The organism is Billgrantia pellis (genome assembly GCF_008297955.1).
Lineage (GTDB): Bacteria > Pseudomonadota > Gammaproteobacteria > Pseudomonadales > Halomonadaceae > Halomonas > Halomonas pellis.
Genome location: NZ_VTPY01000004.1, coordinates 278,347 through 296,549, shown reverse-complemented (window position 1 = coordinate 296,549; position 18,203 = coordinate 278,347). Strand labels below are relative to the sequence as shown.

Here is an 18,203-nt window from a genome sequence, read left to right as displayed (position 1 = left end):
GTAGACCGTCTTTGTGCAGCGCAGCATTAAATTTTTGTAACTTTAACTTGTGTTTGAGGATAAAAGCGATGCATTGCAGCGAAAGACGAGACGTTTTGGTCAAGACGCCTTAAAACAAGACGCCCCAGTCGGCGGCTGCCGAATGGGGCGTCTACAGGGTCAGCGGTAACACGGGTATACCTCTAGCGATGGTCCTCGTACAGCTCTGCCTTGGCATCTCGCATCACGTCTTCGCAGGCAGCTTGGTGGGCCAACTGGGTCAGCAGGCTCTGGGTGACGGCGAAGCCCTTGCCCAGGCAGGTGTCCACCTCGTCGCGGCTGACCTCGGGGGTCACGCTGCAATCGATCTTGATCGTTCTGCCGTTACCGTCCAGCTTGTCGGCAAGGCGGCGTATGCACCAGGCAAGTCGCTCCCGCCAGCTTGCCGTTTCCTCTACGCCTTCGTTTACGCTGAACGTGCACCGCCATTCAGGTTTGTAGACTCGCATGAGTACCTCCTGCACTGGCTTGGTAATGAATGATCGATCGTGGTTGCTCGCTCCGCTTGTTAGACCAAAACACTTCTTGAGCGTATCAAAGTTATACCGAGGTTTCACGAACTGTGCCGCTTCGCTTCCGTCCCGACGGTTGGATGTCCGGCCTGGCGGAGCGAGCCTGATGCGGACGTATCGTGAACGTCCGCAAGGGATATATCGGCGAGAGCGAGAAAAACCTGAGGGTCAGGCCGGCTGCGACTGGCCGCCGATCCAGGTTCGCCGTGCGCGCAGCGTGGCGTCGAGCAGGACCAGATCGGCGCGGTAGCCGGGGCGTATCCAGCCGTGCCGCCGATCCAGGCCCAGGCACTCCGCCGGGTAACGCGAGCCCATGCGCAGCGCTTCTTCCAGTGGCAACCCGAGCAGCCGGTGGGCATTGGCCACGGCGCGATCCATGGTCAGATCGGCCCCGGCCAGCGTACCGTCGGGATTGACGAGTCGGCCATTGCGCCGCTCGATCGATTCGCCGAGCAGAGGGAAGCGGTCCTGAGCGCTGCCGACGCTGGGCATGGCGTCGGTCACCAGCAGCACACGACCGCGAGGCTTGGCCGCCACGGCGATGCGCAGGCTGGCGGGATGCACGTGATGACCGTCGACGATCACGCTGCACCAGGTGGTGGGGTCGGCCAGAGCCGTGCCGACGGCACCCGGCTCGCGGCTGCCCAGCGGTGACATGGCATTGTAGAGGTGAGTGAAGCCGTGGAGTCCCTCGGCAATGGCGCGTTGGAGTGTGGCATGGTCCGCGGCGGTGTGGCCGGCGGCCACATGCACGCCGCGCTCCGCCAGCGCGCGAATGAAGCCCGCGGGCACCCGCTCCGGTGCCAGGGTGACCAGCGTGATGCCGGCCCCCCCGAGCCCGGTTAGCAGCTCCAGCGCATCCGGCTCGGGGTCGCGAAGGGTCTCGGCGGGGTGGATGCCCTTGCGCATAGGATTGAGGTACGGCCCTTCCAGATGCAGTCCGAGCAGGCCGGGGAGCTTTTGCTCCAGCGCCTGCCGGGTCGCCGATGTGGCGGCTTGCATCGCTTCTCGGCGAGCCGAGATCAGCGTGATCAGCAGGCCGGTCGTGCCGTGACGGCGGTGGCTCTCGGCGATGACGCGAATGCGCTCCACGCTGGGAGCGTCATTGAAAAGAAGACCGCCGCCGCCGTTGACCTGCAGGTCGATGAAGCCCGGGGCGAGCAGCATACCGCCGAGGTCGTGGCGCTCGGCTCCCGTCGGCAGGGCCTGGCCTGCGGGTCGCAGCTCGCGAATGGTCTCGCCCTCGAGCACGACGTCGACATCTTCGCGAACTTGCTCGCCATCGAAAACCCGACCGTTCGTCAGCAGTTTCATGAAGTGCGCTCCCGGACAGTGAGTCGACGGGCCAGCAGAAAGGCTCCCTGCGTGGCATCGCCCAGAGGTTCCGTCAGACGTTGGCGCAGCCAGGTCGGCAGGTGAGGTATCAGGGCGCGCCCCACTCCGCCCACCAGGCACAGCCGCGTCACGCCCAGATCGAGTACGCCCCGGGCCAGCAGGGTGGCGTCGTCGATGGCGCGCCGACGGAGTGCCGTCGCCAGTATATCGCCCTCATCGGCGGCCTCGAACACGGCCGGCGCGAAGCGGGCGAAATCGCGGGGTCTGGCGTCCGTCTGCCATTTGGCCAGCCGAGCCGGCTCGTGTCCGAACTCGTCCAGCAATCGCTCGGCCAACAGCGAAGGCGCACGCAGCCCCTCATGGCACAGCAGGGCCTCTCGCAGCGCCTGGAGGCCGAGCCAGGCGCCGCTTGCATGATCGGAAAGCGGGAACCCCCAACCCCCGACGCTGGAGAAGCGGCCGTCGACGTGTGCCATGCCGCAAGAGCCGGTACCGACGATCAGAATGCCGCCTTCGCCGCCTTCGTAGGCGCCCAGGACGGCGGTATGCGCGTCGCTGCGCACGCATACCGACGCGAAGGGGGTCGGGTAGGCGGCCATTTCGCGCCAAGTGGTTGCGTCGATGGCACCGGCCAGGCCCAGGCCGGCATGGACACGCGACAGGCTGGCTAGGGGCAGGCCGGCCGCGGTCACGGCTTCGTGTGTAGCCGCCAGGACCTGCTGCCAGACATGCGACACGCCGAAGCGCAGGCTGGCGCTGCCGGCATGGCCTTGCCCCAGGACACGCCCATCGGCGTCGTACAGGCGAGCGCGACAGTGGGTACCGCCGCCATCCACGCCGAGATACCAGATGTCCCTGGGAGGCGGGACCGCGGAGGAGGTTGGCGACGTGCTCATGATACAGCGATGGCATCGGGTTCGCGGGCCTGGCGGCGCATGATGGGGGAGAGCGCCGTGGCCGCCTCGGCGTCAATGAGGACGGTTACCCGGGGATGGCGCTGCACCACCGAGGCCGGCACCTCGGGAGTGATGGGGCCCTCCAAGGCATCGCTGACTGCCGCGGCCTTGGCCGAGCCGGAAGCCAGCAGCAGCAGGCGCCGGGCTTCCATGATGGTCCCGATGCCCAGGGTAATGGCGTGCGTCGGCGTTGACTCGTCGAGGGGGAAATAACGCTGGTTGGCGGCCCGGGTGGTGGCGCTCAGACACACCACGCGGGCCCGTGAATCCAACGCTGAGCCGGGTTCGTTGAACCCGATATGGCCATTGAGACCGATCCCGAGCAACTGCAGGTCGATGCCGCCGACCGCTTGCAGCCGAGCCTCGTAGCACTTCGCTTCGGCCTCGGGGGCGGCGGCCGTCCCGTTGGGAAGATGAGCGCGTGCCGGGTCGAGACCCATCGGGCCGAAAAGATGACGGCGCATGTAGCTGGCATAGCTGGCGGGATGCTCCGGCCCCAGGCCCAGGTACTCGTCGAGATTGAAGGTGATGGCACGCTCCAGCGTGAGCCGGCCCCGGCGATGACGCGCCACCATTTCTCGATAAAGGTTCAGCGGGGTGGCGCCTGTGGCAAGCCCGAGGACACTGTCGGGTTTCGTTGCAAGCTGGCGCTGGATCAGGTCGGCCCCGATACGGGCCATCCGTTCGGTGTTTCGCACAATGATCAGGTCCATGACATCCTCCCATGCGACCCCCGGCGACCCTCCTCAACGGCGGTGCGGGTGACCATCCGGCAGGCGCGCGGCGAAGCGGTTGTCGCAACGCCAAGCGTCTTGGATGCTATATAGGGTCTTGGACTTGCATGACAAGCCCTGAGGCAAAGGACGATGCTGACACTTCACTGTACTCCGGAAACGAAAGAAGGCCAGCTGCGGTTGCGGCTGGAGAATCATCATGCCGGCCTGCTGAAGGGAGATTGGCGGCTTCACCTCAACCTGGTACGCGGCGTGCGCCGGGTCATCGACGGGCCGATCCGCCATCTGCAACAGACCGGCAGCCATTGTCTGCTGGCGATGAGCCAACCGCTGGCCGAAGGCGACGCCCTGCACTGCGTGCTGGAGCTGGAGGTGGCGGTGGCGCGCGTGACCAAGCTGCCCCTGGCGGCCTACGCCATTGCGCCCGGTCATCCCGAAACCCTGCCGGTCATGGTACGCTGGCCCGGTGCGGAGGTCGGCCGATCCGCGGGGCGTTCCGGCGGCGTACCGGGATTGATCCCCTGGCCGCGCTACGTGGAATGGCTGCCGGGCCACCTGGCGCTGAGTGATGAAGTCCGCCTCGACCCCGGCCCCGATCGGGCCCGGCCGGCCGCAGACTGGCTGCGCCGTGGCCTGGCCGAGCATTGTCGCAGTGACGTCACGCTCGGGGAGCCGGCCCAGCTGCGCTTTCGCTTGCGCGATTCGCTCGAGGCCGAAGCGTACGAGCTGAGCGTGACCCCCAAAGGGGCGCTGCTGGAAGCAGCCGATGCGGCCGGTTTTCTGCATGCCGCCGCCACGCTATTGCAGCTCCTGCCCGCACGACCACTGAACGATCGCGACGATGCCTGGCGTTTGCCGGGCGTACGCATCAGCGATGCGCCACGCTTCGGATATCGCGGCCTGATGCTCGACTGCGCGCGCCACTTTCACCCGATCGGTCGTATCCTGCGCCTGCTCGATTTGATGGCAAGGCTCAAGCTCAACGTTTTTCACTGGCACCTGACCGATGACGAAGGCTGGCGACTGGAAATACGTGCCTTTCCGCAGTTGACCGAGGTCGGAGCGTGGCGCGGTCACAGCGAACGGCTCGAGCCGCAGTACTGCACCGGCCCTGAGCGCAGCGGCGGCTACTATACCCAGGACGAGGTCAGGCGTGTGGTGGCGCATGCCGAGCGCCTCGGCATCGCGGTAGTGCCCGAGATCGACATGCCCGCCCACAGCCGCGCGGCCATCCTTGCCCTGCCGGAGTTGCTGCGCGACTCCGAGGATTGCTCGGTCTACCTCTCTGACCAGCGCTACTCCGACAACGTGCTCTCACCCGCCTTGGAGGGGACCTACGTCTTCGCCGAACGCGTGCTCGAGGAGGTCTGCGAACTGTTTCCCGGGCCCTGGGTACATGTGGGCGGTGACGAGGTGCCCCGGGGGGTGTGGCTGGGCAGCCCGCGCTGCCGCGCATTGATGGAACGGGAAGGCTACACCCGGCCCGAGGAACTGGCCTCCCATTTCCTACGCCATGTGCAGCGCTTCCTGGCGACCCGGGGCAAGCGCATGATGGGCTGGGAAGAGGTGCTGCACGGCCCCGATCTGGACCCGGGGCTGGTGGCCTTCGCCTGGACCAGCCAACGGGTGGTGTCGGACATGTTGCGGCGCGACGTGCAACTGGTGCTTCAGCCGAGCGAATTCTCCTACTTCGATCTGGCGCAGAGCGGTGATTTTCAGGACCCCGGACTCAACTGGGCCGGCGAGGTGCCGCTGGAAAGGGTTCACCATTATGACCCTTGGATCGGGCTGGCTCCCGATGCGCCGGCGAGGGAGCGCTTCCTGGGATTGCAGGCGGCGCTGTGGACCGAGCTGATCGCCAGCCGCGAGCGCATGGATTACATGCTCTTCCCGCGGCTGACCGCTTTCGCCGAGGTGGCCTGGTACGCCGGCGGACAGCCCGATTTCGAGGATTATCGTGCCCGCCTGATCGCGTATCTGCCGCACCTGGATCGACTCGGAGTCAACTATCGCAGGCCGGAGGAATCCTAGCCCACCAGCGCTTTCTAAGCCGTCAGTGCTTCCGGCCCGGTCCAGGGGGTGCGCGAATCCTGGTGCGGTGTCGCGCGACCGCGCCGATCCGTTGCCTCGCTGCCGTGTGCTTCGCGCGCCCACGTCAGCACGGCGTATCGGTCGAGATCCGTCTTCTCCAGCAGCGGCCGATAGCGCTCCTGCAAGCGGCGATACCAGTCGACGAAAGCGCTGTGATAGCGCGGCAGCTCCTGTCGGGCCGCCAGCGTATCGAAGGCCAGTTGCCGTATCGCCAGGTCGTCGTACAGACGTCGGGCCTGGCCCTGCGCGTTCCCCGCGCCCGGCTGGCTACGCCGTACCCCTACGTGTTGGCGATAGAAGACCCGAGCTCCGGGAGCGGGAAAAAAGCTGACGTCCTGCAGAATGGCGCGAAGAATGAATTCGTCGTCTTCCTGGGACGTGAGCTTCGCATTCCACGGGCCGATGCGCTCCAGTGCCTGCCGGGTAAACAGGTTGCCGTGGATGGGCACGAACCAACTGCCGCCGATCATCTCCTCGAGCAATGCCCGTTGCGAGCGGATCGGGGCTGGCAGGTGCAGTTGGGGAGCGGTTCGCCCTTCGGCATCGACATCGGCATGGCCGCCGTAGGCGAGGGCGGCGTCGCGTCGCCCCCCAAGGGCCCGAACCAATTGTGAGATGGCATCCGGGGCCATCAGGTCGTCGTCGTCCATGAACAGGATATAGTCGCCTCGTGCACTGCGCATGCCGCGGTTGCGCGCCTTGGCGGGACCGGCATTGCGCTGGTGTTGATAGCTTAGTGCGAGGCCGGGATAACCCCTCCAAGTCGCTTCGAGCGTCGCGACGCGCTGGGAAGTGTTGTCGGTGGAACCATCATCGACCACCACGACCTCCAGTGGGCGATGGTCCTGGCCGGCGAGAGACGAGAGTGCCTGCTCCAGCAGACGAGCCCGGTTATGCGTGGCGATAACCACCGAGACGAGTCTTTCTTGCATGGCTACCTCCTGGTAAGACGCAGGCAGCCGCCGTCCTTGCCCCGCAGGGGCAGGAGCCGGCGGAGCGGAGCCTGCCAATCAAGGCCTGGGAATGGGCTGGCAGGCCGGAAGCGCCGGCCAGCAGCCTTCTAGATAAGGGTTGGGTGGGATATTTCAAGAGCGCAGCGAAACGCCCGGCTGCCTGGGAGGCAACCGGGCGTTTCGGCGCTTGGCGAGAGGGGGGATCGCCCGGGCCGCCGCAAGCTCACAGCCGCACCAGCATCTTGCCTCGGTTGACGCCTTCGAAGAGCTTGAGAAAGGCCTCGGGAGCCCGCTCGAGGCCCTCCTCGACGGTCTCTTCGTATTCGATTTCGCCCCTGGCGACGCGGGGCCCGACCTCCTCGAGAAAATGCGGGTACTCGGTCCAGTGATCGAAGATGATGAAGCCCTGCATGCGCGCGCGCTGGATAAGCAGCATCGCCAGATTGCTGGGGCCGGGGTCGGGCGTTTCGTCGTTGTAGCGCGAAATCAGGCCGCACACGGCGATGCGCGCGCCGACCTTCAGGTTGTTCAATGCCGCCTCCAGGCAGGCGCCGCCGACATTTTCGAAGTAAACGTCGAAACCGTCGGGGCAGGCCGCCTTGAGGTCGGCACTGAGTCGTAGCGCGTCCTTGCCTCGGTAGTTCACCGCGCGGATGCCCAACTGATCCAGCCATTCCAGCTTGTCGGGGGCCCCGGCGATGCCCACCACCGTGCCGCCCCTCGATTTGGCCAGCTGTACCGCGAGCGAACCCACGGCACCGCCGGCAGCGCTGACGAGCACGTTGTCGCCCTCGCGAAGATTGGCGATGCGGTTGAGTCCGGTCCAGGCGGTCATGCCCGGCATGCCGAGCACGCCAAGAAAGGCCTGTTCGGAAACCTCGAGATCCGGCAGCGGCTCGACCACCTCACCCTTGAGCTGGGCGACGTCGCGCCAGCCCGCCATGTGACGAACCCGATCGCCGACCTTGAAGCGAGCATGGCGCGATTCGATCACTTCGCCGACCGCGGCCCCCTCCAGGGGGGCGCCGAGCTCGAACGGGGCGACGTAGGTCTGCACTCCGCTCATGCGGCCGCGCATGTAGGGGTCCACCGACAGCCAGGTGTTGCGTATGCGCACCTCGTCCTCGTTCAGTTCGGGCAGCGTGGCGTGGCGCAACTCGAACAGCTCTCTCGGAGGCGTTCCCTGGGGATAATCGTGAATGGTGAAGAAGTTTGCCTGCATGGCGCGCTCCTTGGCATGCCTCGCCGCGGCGTCAGGCGGGCGTCAGCGATACGGATCCTGCTCGAAGAGTTCGGACTTGGCATCGCGCATCACGTCTTCGCAGGCCGCCTGTTGGGCGAGCTGGTTGAGCAGGGTATGCGTGACCTCGAAGCCCTTCACCAGACAAGTGTCGATGTCCTGGCGGCTGACCTCGGGCTCGACGTGACATTCGATCGAGACCGTGCGGCCTTTGCCATCGAGTCGATCGGCGAAGCGCCGCAGGCGCCAGGCGAAGCGATCGCGCCAACTCGCCTCGCGACCTGCGCCCTCGTTGACGGTAAACGTGCAGTGCCATTCCGGTCTGTACACCCTCATGAGAACCTCCCGTTCCGATTGGGAACATCTCGCTGCTATCCCTCGTGCATGCGTTCTGCGGTTTCAGACTTCCTTTTTCATCATAGAAGCTTTGCCGGCGCGAGGCAGGTTAGGGCTTGTGTCGAAACGGTTATGGCAGCGTAGGGAAGGAGGATTGGACCGCTGGCGCATCCGTGTCCATGGTTAGGGCAACGGCTTACGCTAATCCCAGGGATGGAACGATGACGAAGTCAGTGCGGCGATTCGGTATGATCCTGGGGATCGTCCTGGGCATCGTGTTGCTGTTGCTCGTGTCGGCGGCCCTCTTTCTGGAATCCGCCTGGATGCGCGATTGGCTGGAAAATCGGGCCAGCACCCAGCTGGGACGCGTCGTCGAAATCGGCGATCACAGTATCGCTTGGGGGTTGCCGCTGACCCTGCGACTCGATGCGGTGCGCGTCGCCGATGTCGACTGGGCCGATGACGACACCATGGCGAGCGTCGAAGGAGTCGCCGTGACCTTGAATGTGCCCGAGCTGCTGCAGGGCCGGCTCGAGCTGGAGCGGGTCGAGGTGAACCGCCCCGCGATTCGCCTGCTGCGCCGCGAAGACGGCAGCACCAACTGGGACGACCTGCTCGGTGACGACGAGCCGACGCAGCAGCAAGGGGGCCCGCTATGGCCCGAAGCGTTCGTCATCGAGCAGGGGCGACTGATCTATCGCGACGACACGCGGGCGATCGACATCGAGGTGGCTTTCGAGACCCCAGGCGAGAGCGTCGACGAGCTCAGCCTGGCGCTGGAAGGCGAGGGGAGCCTGCAGGATGACCCCGTGGCCTTCCAAGGGCTGGCGCACGTCGAGATGGAGGAGCGGCGCGGTGATATCGCGAATTTCGAAGGCCGCATCGGCGAGAGTCGTCTTGAAGGGACGATGTCCCTCGACCTGGGGCGCGAGATCCCGCGGCTGGCGGCGGAGCTGGAGGCCGATGCTCTGGACCTGAATCGTTGGGGATTGATCGACGAACCGGGCGGTGCCGAACAGCGCGACCAGGCTGAGACCGGCGCCGACGAGAAGCGCGCGGATCGGCCCGGCTGGGATCGTCGCTGGGGCGAGGCGCTCGAGGGCCTGGAGAGCTTCGAGGCCGATCTGGACCTGGCGCTTGGCCGCCTGCGCTATGGAGACCAAACCCTGCATGACCTGACGGCCGTGGGTACCCTCGAGGAGGGGCGGCTTACCATCGAGCAGTTGCGCACCTGGCAACAGGCCGGCGAGGACGAGCCGCGCGAGCTGAACCTGAGCGGCTGGCTCGAAGTCGAGAAGCAGCGCCTGGTTGCCGATCTGGAGGCGAGCTTCGAGCGCCTCGACCTGACTGCGGCGCTGGCCCCTTTCGGCCTGGGCCGGCTGGGGACGCTGGAAGGCAGGCTCGAGACCCGGGTGGTCGATGGCGGCCTGGTGTTCGAAAACACCGAGCTCGACTATCGCGCGCCGCACTGGGGCCTGACGCTGGCGCTGCGTGCCGATTCCCGCAACGCCGAAGGCGAGGGCGAACATCGGATGCATCTGGTGGGGGACGGCACCTACGAAGGGGAGTCCTTCGCTTTCGACCTGCTGGTGGGGCCGTTGCTCGATCTGACCGACAACGAGACGCCTTATCCCGTCTCCGGTGAGCTGAGGGCGGGGGAGACCCGCCTGGCGCTGGACGGCAGCGCCGTGCAGCCGTTCGCACTCGAAGCGGTGGAGGGCAGCCTCACCCTGGAAGGCCCCTCGCCGGCTGAGCTCACGGAGCTGACCGGCATCAACCTGCCCGAACTGCCTCCCTACCGGATCAGCGGTTATCTGCGCTACCGCGACGATCTGCTCAACCTGAGCGACATGGAGGGCACCTTCGGCGACAGCGATGTGGCCGGCGATATGCGCCTACGCTTCGGCGATCCACCCAAGCTTTGGGCGACGCTGACCTCCAAGCAACTGGAGGCGGACGATCTTCTGCCGATGTTGGGTATGTCGCCGAATACGGAGCCGGGTGAGACGGCTTCGTCCGAGCAGCAGCGCTGGGAAGCGGAAGAGCGGCAAGGAGGCGCCGTATTCCCAGACCGCGAGTGGAATCTGGAAGCGCTGCGCGGCACCGACATCGTGCTGGAATACGAGGCGGCCGACATCCAGGCGAAGCATATACCATTCACCGATATGGCTCTGGCTCTTGAACTGGAGCGGGGCGTGATGACGGTCGATCCCCTGCAGGTGGGGTTAGGCGGTGGCGAGGTCCGTGCCTCCTGGCATATGGATGCGCGGCAGGCCGCTCTCGAGGGGAGCCTGCAACTGGCGCTCGACCAGGTCGATCTCAAGGCGCTGCTGGTCGAGGCCGACCTGCCCGATGTGGCCGAAGACACCCTCGGCACGTTGGGGGGGCGCGGCAACCTGAGTTACCGCGGTCGCTCCATGCATGACGTGATGGCGGGTCTCGATGGCGAGCTCGAGCTGGCCATGTCGCAGGGCTGGATGGATATCATCGCGGCCGAGTTGCTGCCGCTGAATGTCGCCAATGCACTGATTGCGGCACTGGCCGACGAGGAGCAGGTACGACTCGAATGCAGCTATGCGCACCTGGTGGCCGACGACGGCCTGGTCGATCTGGCGCAGTTCTTCATGGCCACCGACATTGCGCACTTCATGGGAGCCGGCGCCATCAACCTGGAAACGGAGCGCTTGGACCTGGCCTTCGAAGGCCACAACAAGGACCCGACCCTGTTCACCGGCAATTCGCCGGTAACGCTCAAGGGGTCTCTGCGCGAACCGGAAGTCGACGTGGTGACTCGCGAATTGCTGGCGCGCGGCGCGCTTTCCGCCTTGGGGGCCTTGGTGGCGCCACCGCTGGCGATCCTGCCGTGGGTCGATCCGGGCGGTGGCGAGGAGGTTGGCATGGGCTGTGAGCGGGCACTCTCCCAGTTCGAGGAAGAAGAGGAAGAATAGGAGGGAGAGGCGTGAACGCCGGGTCACTCCGCCTCGTGCCATGACTCACAGCCGCAGCTCAAGCGCCTTGAAGCCGGTCGCAGTCGCAGCATCACGATTCTCCTGTGCTTGGTCGACCGCCCCAGGAGGAGCGCCGGCCATGGACCCTTTCATCCGCAGAATGCAGCTAACGGTTTGACGGTCTCGTGCCAGGGATGTCGGCTCGTAGCAAGGGCTGGGTTCGCCCGGAGACGTGAGAGCACACGTATCACGGTATCGAAGCGTTGGCTTCTGATAGGTTGCATTCTGTTACCTTATTAATTCGACTTTAGCCAAGCTCGACCTGACGTGCTGCTGCGCATCGGCCGGGTAGATTCGAAAGGACAGGCAATGAGGAAGCCAGAGCGCGTCATGGTGGAGCAGCACGCTTGCTCGACTCGAGATGATCCACCGAACGCGTCCCAGAGCGTCATGTCACGTGTCTGGCGCAACCTGTTGACCTCCGGAGGACGCACTTCGGAGCGCAGCCCCGATTACCTGCGCATCACTCTGCTCAATCTGATCCAGAGTGCCGCCATCATCGTCTGGGGGACGTTCCTCGTCCTCAACCTGGTGGTCATGCGGGAGGGATCGCTTGGCCGATTGACCATCGATGTGGCGGGGCTGGCGGTCGCCGTGGGGGCAATCGTCGCCCTGCGCCGCGGCGTTTCGGTGTCCTTGGTGTCGCGCATTACCCACGTATGCCTGTTCGTCTTCCTGCTGGGGCTGGCCATCGTTGGAGCCAACAATCCCCTGACCATGACCTTGCCGTTGATTTATCCCGCCTTGGCCTTCCTGCTGCTCGACGACATCCGACGGGGACTGGCCGGCACCCTGTTGATGACGGCGGCCATCAACATTGCGCTTTCCTCGGGCTTCGGACCCGGTCTGCGCGATAGCGGCACACTGCTCGACGGTGCCCTGACCTTTACCTTGGCGATGTGTTTTCAGGCCGCGGTCCTGGCGCTCTACGTGCATCATCGCAAGCAGGCGATGACGCGGCTGCGTGAGGTCAGCGATCAGCTCTCCGAGCTGGCCAGCCACGATCCGTTGACCGGCCTCTACAACCGCCGAACGTTCGTCGATGTGCTTGAGCGCGAGCTGTCGCGCCATGACCGGGACGACCGACAATTGGCCTTCCTGCTGTTCGACATCGATCGCTTCAAGGCCTACAACGATCACTACGGCCATCCCCAAGGTGATGAGCTGCTCAGGCGGCTGGCGATCGCCGTTGGGCAGGTATTCTCGCGCGGCGAGGATACCGTGTTTCGACTCGGCGGTGAGGAGTTCGGCGTGGTGTTTCATACCGAAACCCCCGAGCAGGCCGCCGCCATGGCCGACCAACTGCTGGCCGCCGTCGAGGCAATGGGCGAGCCTGCCCCTGTGGGGCCTCACGCCACCGTATCGATCTCCGCGGGGCTCTATCTGGTGGGGCACGGTCGCAGCATGACTCCCAACCATGTCTATCACCAGGCCGATGCGGCCCTCTATCGAGCCAAAACGTCGGGCCGGGCACGCTGGTTATACGCCAACGACTGAATTCGGCAGGGCATGCCGGATACCGAGGCGGTGCGCTAACCACCGGGGCCAAACTCCATGCACCGTTCGGCAATAGCGGGCCCTTGCTGCAGATTGGCGCTCAGGTCGCGCAGGGCGCTGCGCAGACCCTCTTCGAGCACCGGATGATAGAACGGCATCTCCAGCATACGGTTGACCTCGCTGCGCTGTTCCATCGCCCAGGCCAGCAGATGAGCAAGATGTTCCACGTGCGGACCGAACAGTTCGGCGCCGAGGAATTGCCCCGTACCGTGTTCGGCGTACAGGCGCATCAGCCCGCGATTTCGTCGCATCACCACGGCACGGCCCTGGTCCTCGAACGACGCTTCGCCCACGGCGACGCCGCTGCATCCACCCAATTGCCTTTCGAGTTCGCGCCGGCTATGCCCGATAGTGGCCATCTGCGGGTCGGTAAAGACAATGGAGAAGGGGGTCACGCGCCGGCCCGCGCGTCTGTCGGGATAGCGTCCGGCGTTGTCGCCGGCGATGCGTCCTTGCTGGTTGGCCTCGTGGAGCAAAGGACGCTCCTGGTTGGCATCGCCGGCGATGAAGATGGCGCTGCCCTGTCCAGCGGTGGTCTGGCACTGCAAGGTGAAGGGGTTGTAGTGCGGTACGCCCTTGTCGTCCAGCCTCAGGCCGGCCTTCTCGAGATCGAGACGATCCAGGTTGGGGCGTCGGCCGGTCGCAGCCAGCAGATAATCGAAGCGTTCGGTCAGGCGCTTGCCGCTGCCGCGCTCGAGGAAGGAGATGGCGACCCGGTCGCCATCGCGCTCGATGGCTTCGACCTTGGCCGCCGGATCGAGATGGAAGCTTTCGTTGAAGGTACGATCGGCATAGTCGCGCAGGGCTTCGTCCTGGAATGGGCCGATGGAACCGCTCTTGCCGAATACGCGCAGACGCACGCCGAGTCGATGTAACGCCTGGCTCAGTTCCAGGCCGATGATGCCCGGACCGAAGACAGCTACCGACTCGGGCAGGTCCTGCCACTCGAAAATGTCGTCGCTGGTCACCAGGCGACCGCCTGCGGCCTCCAGCATATCAGGCCAGTGAGGACGAGAGCCGGTGGCGATCACGACGCTGCGGGCATGCAGGCGCAATTGATCGCCGACGAGCAACGTCTGAGGATCCTCGAACCGAGCGTGGCCGGATAGGCGATTGGCCGGTTCGATGCGCTGCATCGAATCGAAGACGCTCTCCACGAAGCGGTCGCGCTGCTGGCGTACCCGAGCGAGGACCGCCCTACCGTCGACCCGCACGTTTTCGGCGTGTATGCCGAAACCGGCGGCTTCGCGGACCTGATGAGCGGTTTCGGCGGCGGCTATCAGCAGCTTGGAAGGCATGCAGCCCACCCGGGCGCACGTGGTACCGGGCTCTCCGCCTTCGATCAATGCAACTCGATCACTGTAGTGGCGAGCGGTCTGCCAGGCGCTCAAGCCCGCCGTACCGGCACCGATGATGGCGACGTCGACGTCGCACTCCTGCATCGCTAGCCTCCTGTTCAAGGTTCTTGGGGTACGTTACAGCGTAGCCCGTCCACGTCAGGAAGCGTCAGAGCGAAACCGAACGGCATGGGCGAGGAGCCTTATGGTCATGATTTCCTGTTGTGCTCGGGTTTGCCTTTCTGGCGGGTTGAAGCCATTTTTTCCAACTCCTGTTCGTCCATCGATTCATACATCTGTTTGGCGGCGCCTTCGAGTTCGCTGACCTTCTTCTCGCCACGCTTGGCGGAGAGGGCGGCGCCGGCAGCCATCTGCTGGGCCTGGGACTTGGCTGGCATGGTGACCTCCTGTGGTCTTCAACGATCTTTTGCTTTCTCGGGAAGCCCTTCTCCCGGTCTGTTGGGTCCTTTACTCACAGACAGTCTAGTCAACGGAACGAACTCGCGTGTTTCGGCGCGTTACAACGTTCGCGGGGAGGTAATCGTGAACGCGCGAGATCCGTAACGTCTTGTTTGGATGTGCTGAAACGATGCATTTTTCAATGGGTTAAGAACATGTTCCAAAGAAGTTTAAAAGAATAACGAGAGCCTTTTGACTGAGTATGTTGCCCCATGGTATTTGACGATTTCATACTGACGTTTCGCCCCTGGCCAAGTACGAGCCGTTGGATATGCGGCTTCTTAATTAACAATTACGCATTCTTGTGCTGTCCATTTACACGGGGAAGGGAGTCTCATGCGCCAGTTCGCCCTCCGGCGCCGGCTACGTAACACGGCGTCCGGCCAGATTCGACACGATCATTCACGCCACCATCGGCACATGCTTTCCCGTCAATCGTTCGGTGACGATGAGGTTCACTGCGACGAGGTGACCGGTCTGACGACACGGCGCCAGGCCGAGCGGCAATTGGCAACGCTGTTGGCGCAGGCGACGGCAGGGGGAACTCGCGTCGGCATCCTGCATATCGATATCGACAGGCTCAAGGAGATCAACCACTCGCTGGGCTATGCCATGGGCGACGCCTATCTGCAACGCATGGCACAGCGCCTCGTCGAGTTCGTCGGTGAGCCTGGCAGCGTCAGCCGGCTTGGCAGCGTCAGCCGGCTTGGCAGCGACGAGTTCATGGCAGTGCTGCCGGACGTGTCAGGCGTGGACGAACTGGTGCCGCTGATCGAAGAATGGCTGGCATGCGCTCGCGAGCCGGTTGAACTGGACGGACGGGAGGTGCTCGGCAGTTGCTGCGTCGGTGCCAGTCTCTATCCCGACGACGGCCATACGGTCATCGCGCTCATGCGTCATGCCAACCTGGCGCGGCGCCGGGCGCAGGCCAACGGCAGCGGTCAGTTCTGCTTCTTCTCACCGGAATTGCTCGACGACGGCCCCGACTGCATCGCTCTACGCTGCGATCTTCGCGAGGCGCTGGCGCGCCGGGAGCTGGAGTTGCGCTACCGCCCCATCCTCTGTGCCCAGAGTGGGCAAGTGGTGGCGGTGTCGGCCCAGCCCCGCTGGCACTCGCCCCGCTTCGGCGTGCTGGAGCCGGGTCAGTGGATGCGTGCCGCACGGGACATCGGCCAAGTGGATGCGATCTGCCACTGGGTATTGACCCATGCCTGTCGCCACGCTCACTCCTGGCACGAGGCGGGATCGGGCGTGAGGGTGGTCGTGAACGTCGCGGATGAGGGTCTGAAAGGGAACGTACTGCCTCAGCGGGTACGTGACGCCCTGCTCGATAGCGGCCTGCCGGCGGAATTGCTCGAGATCGAACTGACCGAGAGCAGCCTGACGCAAGACCCTGAGCATGCCATCGACATGCTCGAGCGGCTCAAGACCATGGGGGTGCGCCTGGCTATCGATGGCTTCGGTAGCGGCTATTCGGTTCTCGGCCATATCAGCCGCTTACCTGTCGATACTCTTAAGCTCGGGCCGCTGTTCATCGACGGCTGTCTGGACAACGCTCGCCACCAGGCGATTATACGTTCGGTCATTGGAATGGCTCATGAGTTGGGTATCCGCGTCGCCGCCAGCGGGGTCCGTTCACGCAGTCAGTACGACTACCTGCGCGAGCAGGGCTGCGATCTGCTGCAGGGGCGCCTGTGGTCGCGCATGGAGTATAGCGACCCGCCACCACGGCAACGGGAGTAGCGTTCACGACGTGGCGTGCTCCGGGCCGCCTCCCTGAGGGAAGGGGGCAGGCAGGGGTTGGTGGCGCAGGGGGGCGAACTGTTGCGCGGCGACGGCGTTCGGTCGAACATGAAGCTTTTTCTGAAGCAGGAGTCGCCCATGCCCATCGTGACCGTTCAGCAGTTCCCTCGCAGTCTCGAGCACAAGCGCGAGCTGGCGCGTCGCATCACCGAAGCATTTGCCGACGTCTATGGCATGCCGGACGATAGCGTTCAGGTCTTCTTTAATGAAGTGGACGGCGAGAACTGGGCCAAGGGCGGCGTCATGGGATGCGACCGACCCCAGGCAGGCCGGAACTGATTCACGACAACGCACGGACGCTACCAAGAGTGCCAACGGGGAGAACCGCATGAGGCTACAACATGCCACCTGGCCGGAAATCGAGGCCTACCTGCAACGTGATACCGGGATCATCGTGCCGATCGGCTCCACCGAACAGCACGGCCCCAACGGCCTGGTCGGGACCGATGCCATCTGCCCCGAGACGATCGCCTGGGAGATCGGCAAGCGACACGGGGTGCTGGTGGCACCGACCCAGAATCTGGGCATGGCCCAGCACCACCTGGCATTTCCCGGCACCATCAGCCTGAGGCCGAGCACGCTGATCGCCGTACTGCGCGATACCATCACTTCGCTCGCGCGACACGGTTTCACCCATGTCTATTTCCTCAATGGGCACGGTGGCAATGTCGGTACCATGAGTGCCGCCTTCGCCGAAGTTTACGCCGACCGTAGCATGCGATTCGGCCCCCAGCCTGCCGGTGAGCTGCACCTCGCCTCGGGCAACTGGTTTGCCGGGCCGCGAGTACGGGAGCTGTCGGCGTCGTTTTACGGCGATGCCGAAGGCTCCCACGCCACTGCCTCCGAGATCTCTCTCTCCTGGTTCGCACGACCCGAGGCGATGAAGGAAGTGGTGATGTCGCCGCGGATCGCACCCGTCGGCAGCGCCCAGTGCGACGCCGACGAGTTCCGCCGCCGTTTTCCCGATGGCCGCATGGGATCGGATCCATCACTTGCCAGCGTTGAACATGGTCAGCGGCTGTTCGAGGCCGGGGTGGCCGATATTTGGGAGAACTACCGAGCCTTTGCCGGTCGCTCCTAGGCTTTTCTCGCCAGCCGTCCCCGGGGCCGTTCCGCCGTATAACGGGACGACAAAGGTATACGCCGTTTGCGTATCTTTCTGTTGATCTCTATGCGGCGAAACGTTACCCAACGTTTCCTTGCTTGCCATGATCTCACTCTTTTTTGACGCAGCGGTCGCGCTCCATTGACAGCGGTGGCATGGGGACTATTTTTCGAGTGTTAGCCAATAATTCGTGAATGGAAGAGTCACGCCGGTATTGGCGGGCTTTGTCAGATGGCGAGACAAGGAGGTGGCGTAATGAGCGATACTCATAGCCGCGACAATGCTGGAGCCGCGAGCGGTGCGAATCCCGGTACCAACAGTGGTCGCGATCACGGACTGAACCGCGAGGAGCTCAAGCGGGAAGCAAGCGAAACCAAGGACGAGCTGCGCGATGCCGCACGTCAGCAGGCCGAGAGCCTGCTCGACCGGCAGAGGGCAGCGGCAGCCGACCAGGCGGAAAAGGTTTCGACGGTGCTGCACAAAATGGCCGACGAGTTCGACAAGCAACAGCAGCCTTACTTCTCCGGTTGCGTCAATGAGCTGGCCAAGCGCTCCGACGCTTTCTCACAGACCCTGCGCGAGCGCGACCTCTCTACGCTAATGGAGCAGACTCGCTATTACAGTCGCCAGCATCCGGCCTTGTTCATGGGAGGGGCGGTCGCCGCCGGCTTCATGCTGTCCCGTTTCCTGCGCAGCTCTAGCCAAGGCGATGCGTCGCGCTCTTGAGCGCCTCGACAT

Annotated in this window: 16 protein-coding genes; 7 read left to right on the top strand and 9 right to left on the bottom strand. The window is 64.6% G+C overall.

Translation table 11 applies throughout. The features are described from left to right. Positions 1-182: 182 nt before the first annotated feature. The 4 genes from F0A17_RS11635 to nagB form a co-directional block, all read right to left on the bottom strand. Entirely contained in the window at positions 183-488 is a 306-nt protein-coding gene (locus F0A17_RS11635; protein ID WP_149328506.1) for a hypothetical protein, read from the bottom strand. Positions 489-719: 231 nt separating this feature from the next. After that, positions 720-1,865 carry an N-acetylglucosamine-6-phosphate deacetylase gene (gene nagA, locus F0A17_RS11630; RefSeq protein ID WP_149328505.1) on the bottom strand — a complete coding sequence of 382 codons (1,146 nt, stop codon included), beginning with the start codon at positions 1,863-1,865 and terminating at the stop codon, positions 720-722. After that, positions 1,862-2,782, bottom strand: a complete 921-nt coding sequence (locus tag F0A17_RS11625) for a glucosamine kinase nucleotide-binding domain-containing protein (protein WP_149328504.1) — start codon at positions 2,780-2,782, stop codon at positions 1,862-1,864. The genes nagA and F0A17_RS11625 overlap by 4 nt, the downstream gene beginning before the upstream one ends. Further along, entirely contained in the window at positions 2,779-3,555 is a 777-nt protein-coding gene (gene nagB / locus F0A17_RS11620; RefSeq protein WP_149328503.1) for a glucosamine-6-phosphate deaminase, read from the bottom strand. Before nagB ends, F0A17_RS11625 begins: the two co-directional genes overlap by 4 nt. 153 nt (positions 3,556-3,708) lie before the next feature. Between nagB and F0A17_RS11615 the strand changes: the two genes are divergently transcribed. Further along, positions 3,709-5,607 carry a beta-N-acetylhexosaminidase gene (locus tag F0A17_RS11615; RefSeq protein ID WP_149328502.1) on the top strand — a complete coding sequence of 633 codons (1,899 nt, stop codon included), beginning with the start codon at positions 3,709-3,711 and terminating at the stop codon, positions 5,605-5,607. A 14-nt stretch (positions 5,608-5,621) separates the two neighbouring features. Here the strand turns inward: F0A17_RS11615 and F0A17_RS11610 are convergent, their stop codons facing one another. From F0A17_RS11610 to F0A17_RS11600, 3 genes are all read right to left on the bottom strand, one after another. After that, positions 5,622-6,599 (bottom strand): glycosyltransferase family 2 protein, encoded by a 978-nt coding sequence (locus F0A17_RS11610; RefSeq protein WP_149328501.1) that lies wholly within the window; start codon positions 6,597-6,599, stop codon positions 5,622-5,624. 244 nt (positions 6,600-6,843) lie between these two features. Then, entirely contained in the window at positions 6,844-7,842 is a 999-nt protein-coding gene (locus tag F0A17_RS11605) for an NADP-dependent oxidoreductase (protein ID WP_149328500.1), read from the bottom strand. A gap of 42 nt (positions 7,843-7,884) precedes the next feature. After that, positions 7,885-8,196, bottom strand: coding sequence for a hypothetical protein (locus F0A17_RS11600; protein WP_149328499.1), 312 nt, complete (start codon positions 8,194-8,196; stop codon positions 7,885-7,887). 221 nt (positions 8,197-8,417) lie between these two features. On the opposite strand from F0A17_RS11600, the gene F0A17_RS11595 reads away from it, so the two are divergent. Beyond that, positions 8,418-11,144, top strand: a complete 2,727-nt coding sequence (locus F0A17_RS11595; protein ID WP_187774687.1) for an AsmA family protein — start codon at positions 8,418-8,420, stop codon at positions 11,142-11,144. Positions 11,145-11,594: 450 nt separating this feature from the next. Further along, positions 11,595-12,701 (top strand): GGDEF domain-containing protein, encoded by a 1,107-nt coding sequence (locus F0A17_RS11590; protein WP_187774686.1) that lies wholly within the window; start codon positions 11,595-11,597, stop codon positions 12,699-12,701. Between the two features lie 35 nt (positions 12,702-12,736). Here the strand turns inward: F0A17_RS11590 and F0A17_RS11585 are convergent, their stop codons facing one another. Further along, positions 12,737-14,203, bottom strand: a complete 1,467-nt coding sequence (locus F0A17_RS11585; RefSeq protein ID WP_149328496.1) for a dihydrolipoyl dehydrogenase — start codon at positions 14,201-14,203, stop codon at positions 12,737-12,739. Between the two features lie 104 nt (positions 14,204-14,307). Beyond that, positions 14,308-14,496 carry a DUF3008 family protein gene (locus F0A17_RS11580; protein WP_149328495.1) on the bottom strand — a complete coding sequence of 63 codons (189 nt, stop codon included), beginning with the start codon at positions 14,494-14,496 and terminating at the stop codon, positions 14,308-14,310. Positions 14,497-14,893: 397 nt separating this feature from the next. Between F0A17_RS11580 and F0A17_RS11575 the strand changes: the two genes are divergently transcribed. The 4 genes from F0A17_RS11575 (at position 14,894) to F0A17_RS11560 (ending at position 18,191) form a co-directional block, all read left to right on the top strand. Continuing rightward, entirely contained in the window at positions 14,894-16,300 is a 1,407-nt protein-coding gene (locus F0A17_RS11575; RefSeq protein ID WP_149328494.1) for a putative bifunctional diguanylate cyclase/phosphodiesterase, read from the top strand. Between the two features lie 138 nt (positions 16,301-16,438). Beyond that, positions 16,439-16,639, top strand: a complete 201-nt coding sequence (locus F0A17_RS11570) for a tautomerase family protein (RefSeq protein ID WP_149328493.1) — start codon at positions 16,439-16,441, stop codon at positions 16,637-16,639. Positions 16,640-16,688: 49 nt separating this feature from the next. Next, a complete protein-coding gene (locus tag F0A17_RS11565) occupies positions 16,689-17,441 on the top strand; it encodes a creatininase family protein (protein ID WP_149328492.1) in 753 nt (250 codons plus the stop codon). 279 nt (positions 17,442-17,720) lie between these two features. Then, entirely contained in the window at positions 17,721-18,191 is a 471-nt protein-coding gene (locus F0A17_RS11560; protein ID WP_149328491.1) for a hypothetical protein, read from the top strand. Positions 18,192-18,203 lie beyond the last annotated feature (12 nt).

Excerpts from the sequence above, each read along its gene's own strand:
- F0A17_RS11600 (WP_149328499.1), bottom strand. The coding sequence starts at position 8,196 with ATGAGGGTGTACAGACCGGAATGGCACTGCACGTTTACCGTCAACGAG.
- nagA (WP_149328505.1), bottom strand. The coding sequence starts at position 1,865 with ATGAAACTGCTGACGAACGGTCGGGTTTTCGATGGCGAGCAAGTTCGC.
- F0A17_RS11575 (WP_149328494.1), top strand. The coding sequence starts at position 14,894 with ATGCGCCAGTTCGCCCTCCGGCGCCGGCTACGTAACACGGCGTCCGGC.
- F0A17_RS11595 (WP_187774687.1), top strand. The coding sequence starts at position 8,418 with ATGACGAAGTCAGTGCGGCGATTCGGTATGATCCTGGGGATCGTCCTG.
- F0A17_RS11615 (WP_149328502.1), top strand. The coding sequence starts at position 3,709 with ATGCTGACACTTCACTGTACTCCGGAAACGAAAGAAGGCCAGCTGCGG.
- F0A17_RS11610 (WP_149328501.1), bottom strand. The coding sequence starts at position 6,599 with ATGCAAGAAAGACTCGTCTCGGTGGTTATCGCCACGCATAACCGGGCT.
- F0A17_RS11625 (WP_149328504.1), bottom strand. The coding sequence starts at position 2,782 with ATGAGCACGTCGCCAACCTCCTCCGCGGTCCCGCCTCCCAGGGACATC.
- F0A17_RS11590 (WP_187774686.1), top strand. The coding sequence starts at position 11,595 with ATGTCACGTGTCTGGCGCAACCTGTTGACCTCCGGAGGACGCACTTCG.
- F0A17_RS11580 (WP_149328495.1), bottom strand. The coding sequence starts at position 14,496 with ATGCCAGCCAAGTCCCAGGCCCAGCAGATGGCTGCCGGCGCCGCCCTC.
- F0A17_RS11605 (WP_149328500.1), bottom strand. The coding sequence starts at position 7,842 with ATGCAGGCAAACTTCTTCACCATTCACGATTATCCCCAGGGAACGCCT.
- F0A17_RS11565 (WP_149328492.1), top strand. The coding sequence starts at position 16,689 with ATGAGGCTACAACATGCCACCTGGCCGGAAATCGAGGCCTACCTGCAA.
- F0A17_RS11570 (WP_149328493.1), top strand. The coding sequence starts at position 16,439 with ATGCCCATCGTGACCGTTCAGCAGTTCCCTCGCAGTCTCGAGCACAAG.
- F0A17_RS11585 (WP_149328496.1), bottom strand. The coding sequence starts at position 14,203 with ATGCAGGAGTGCGACGTCGACGTCGCCATCATCGGTGCCGGTACGGCG.
- nagB (WP_149328503.1), bottom strand. The coding sequence starts at position 3,555 with ATGGACCTGATCATTGTGCGAAACACCGAACGGATGGCCCGTATCGGG.
- F0A17_RS11635 (WP_149328506.1), bottom strand. The coding sequence starts at position 488 with ATGCGAGTCTACAAACCTGAATGGCGGTGCACGTTCAGCGTAAACGAA.
- F0A17_RS11560 (WP_149328491.1), top strand. The coding sequence starts at position 17,721 with ATGAGCGATACTCATAGCCGCGACAATGCTGGAGCCGCGAGCGGTGCG.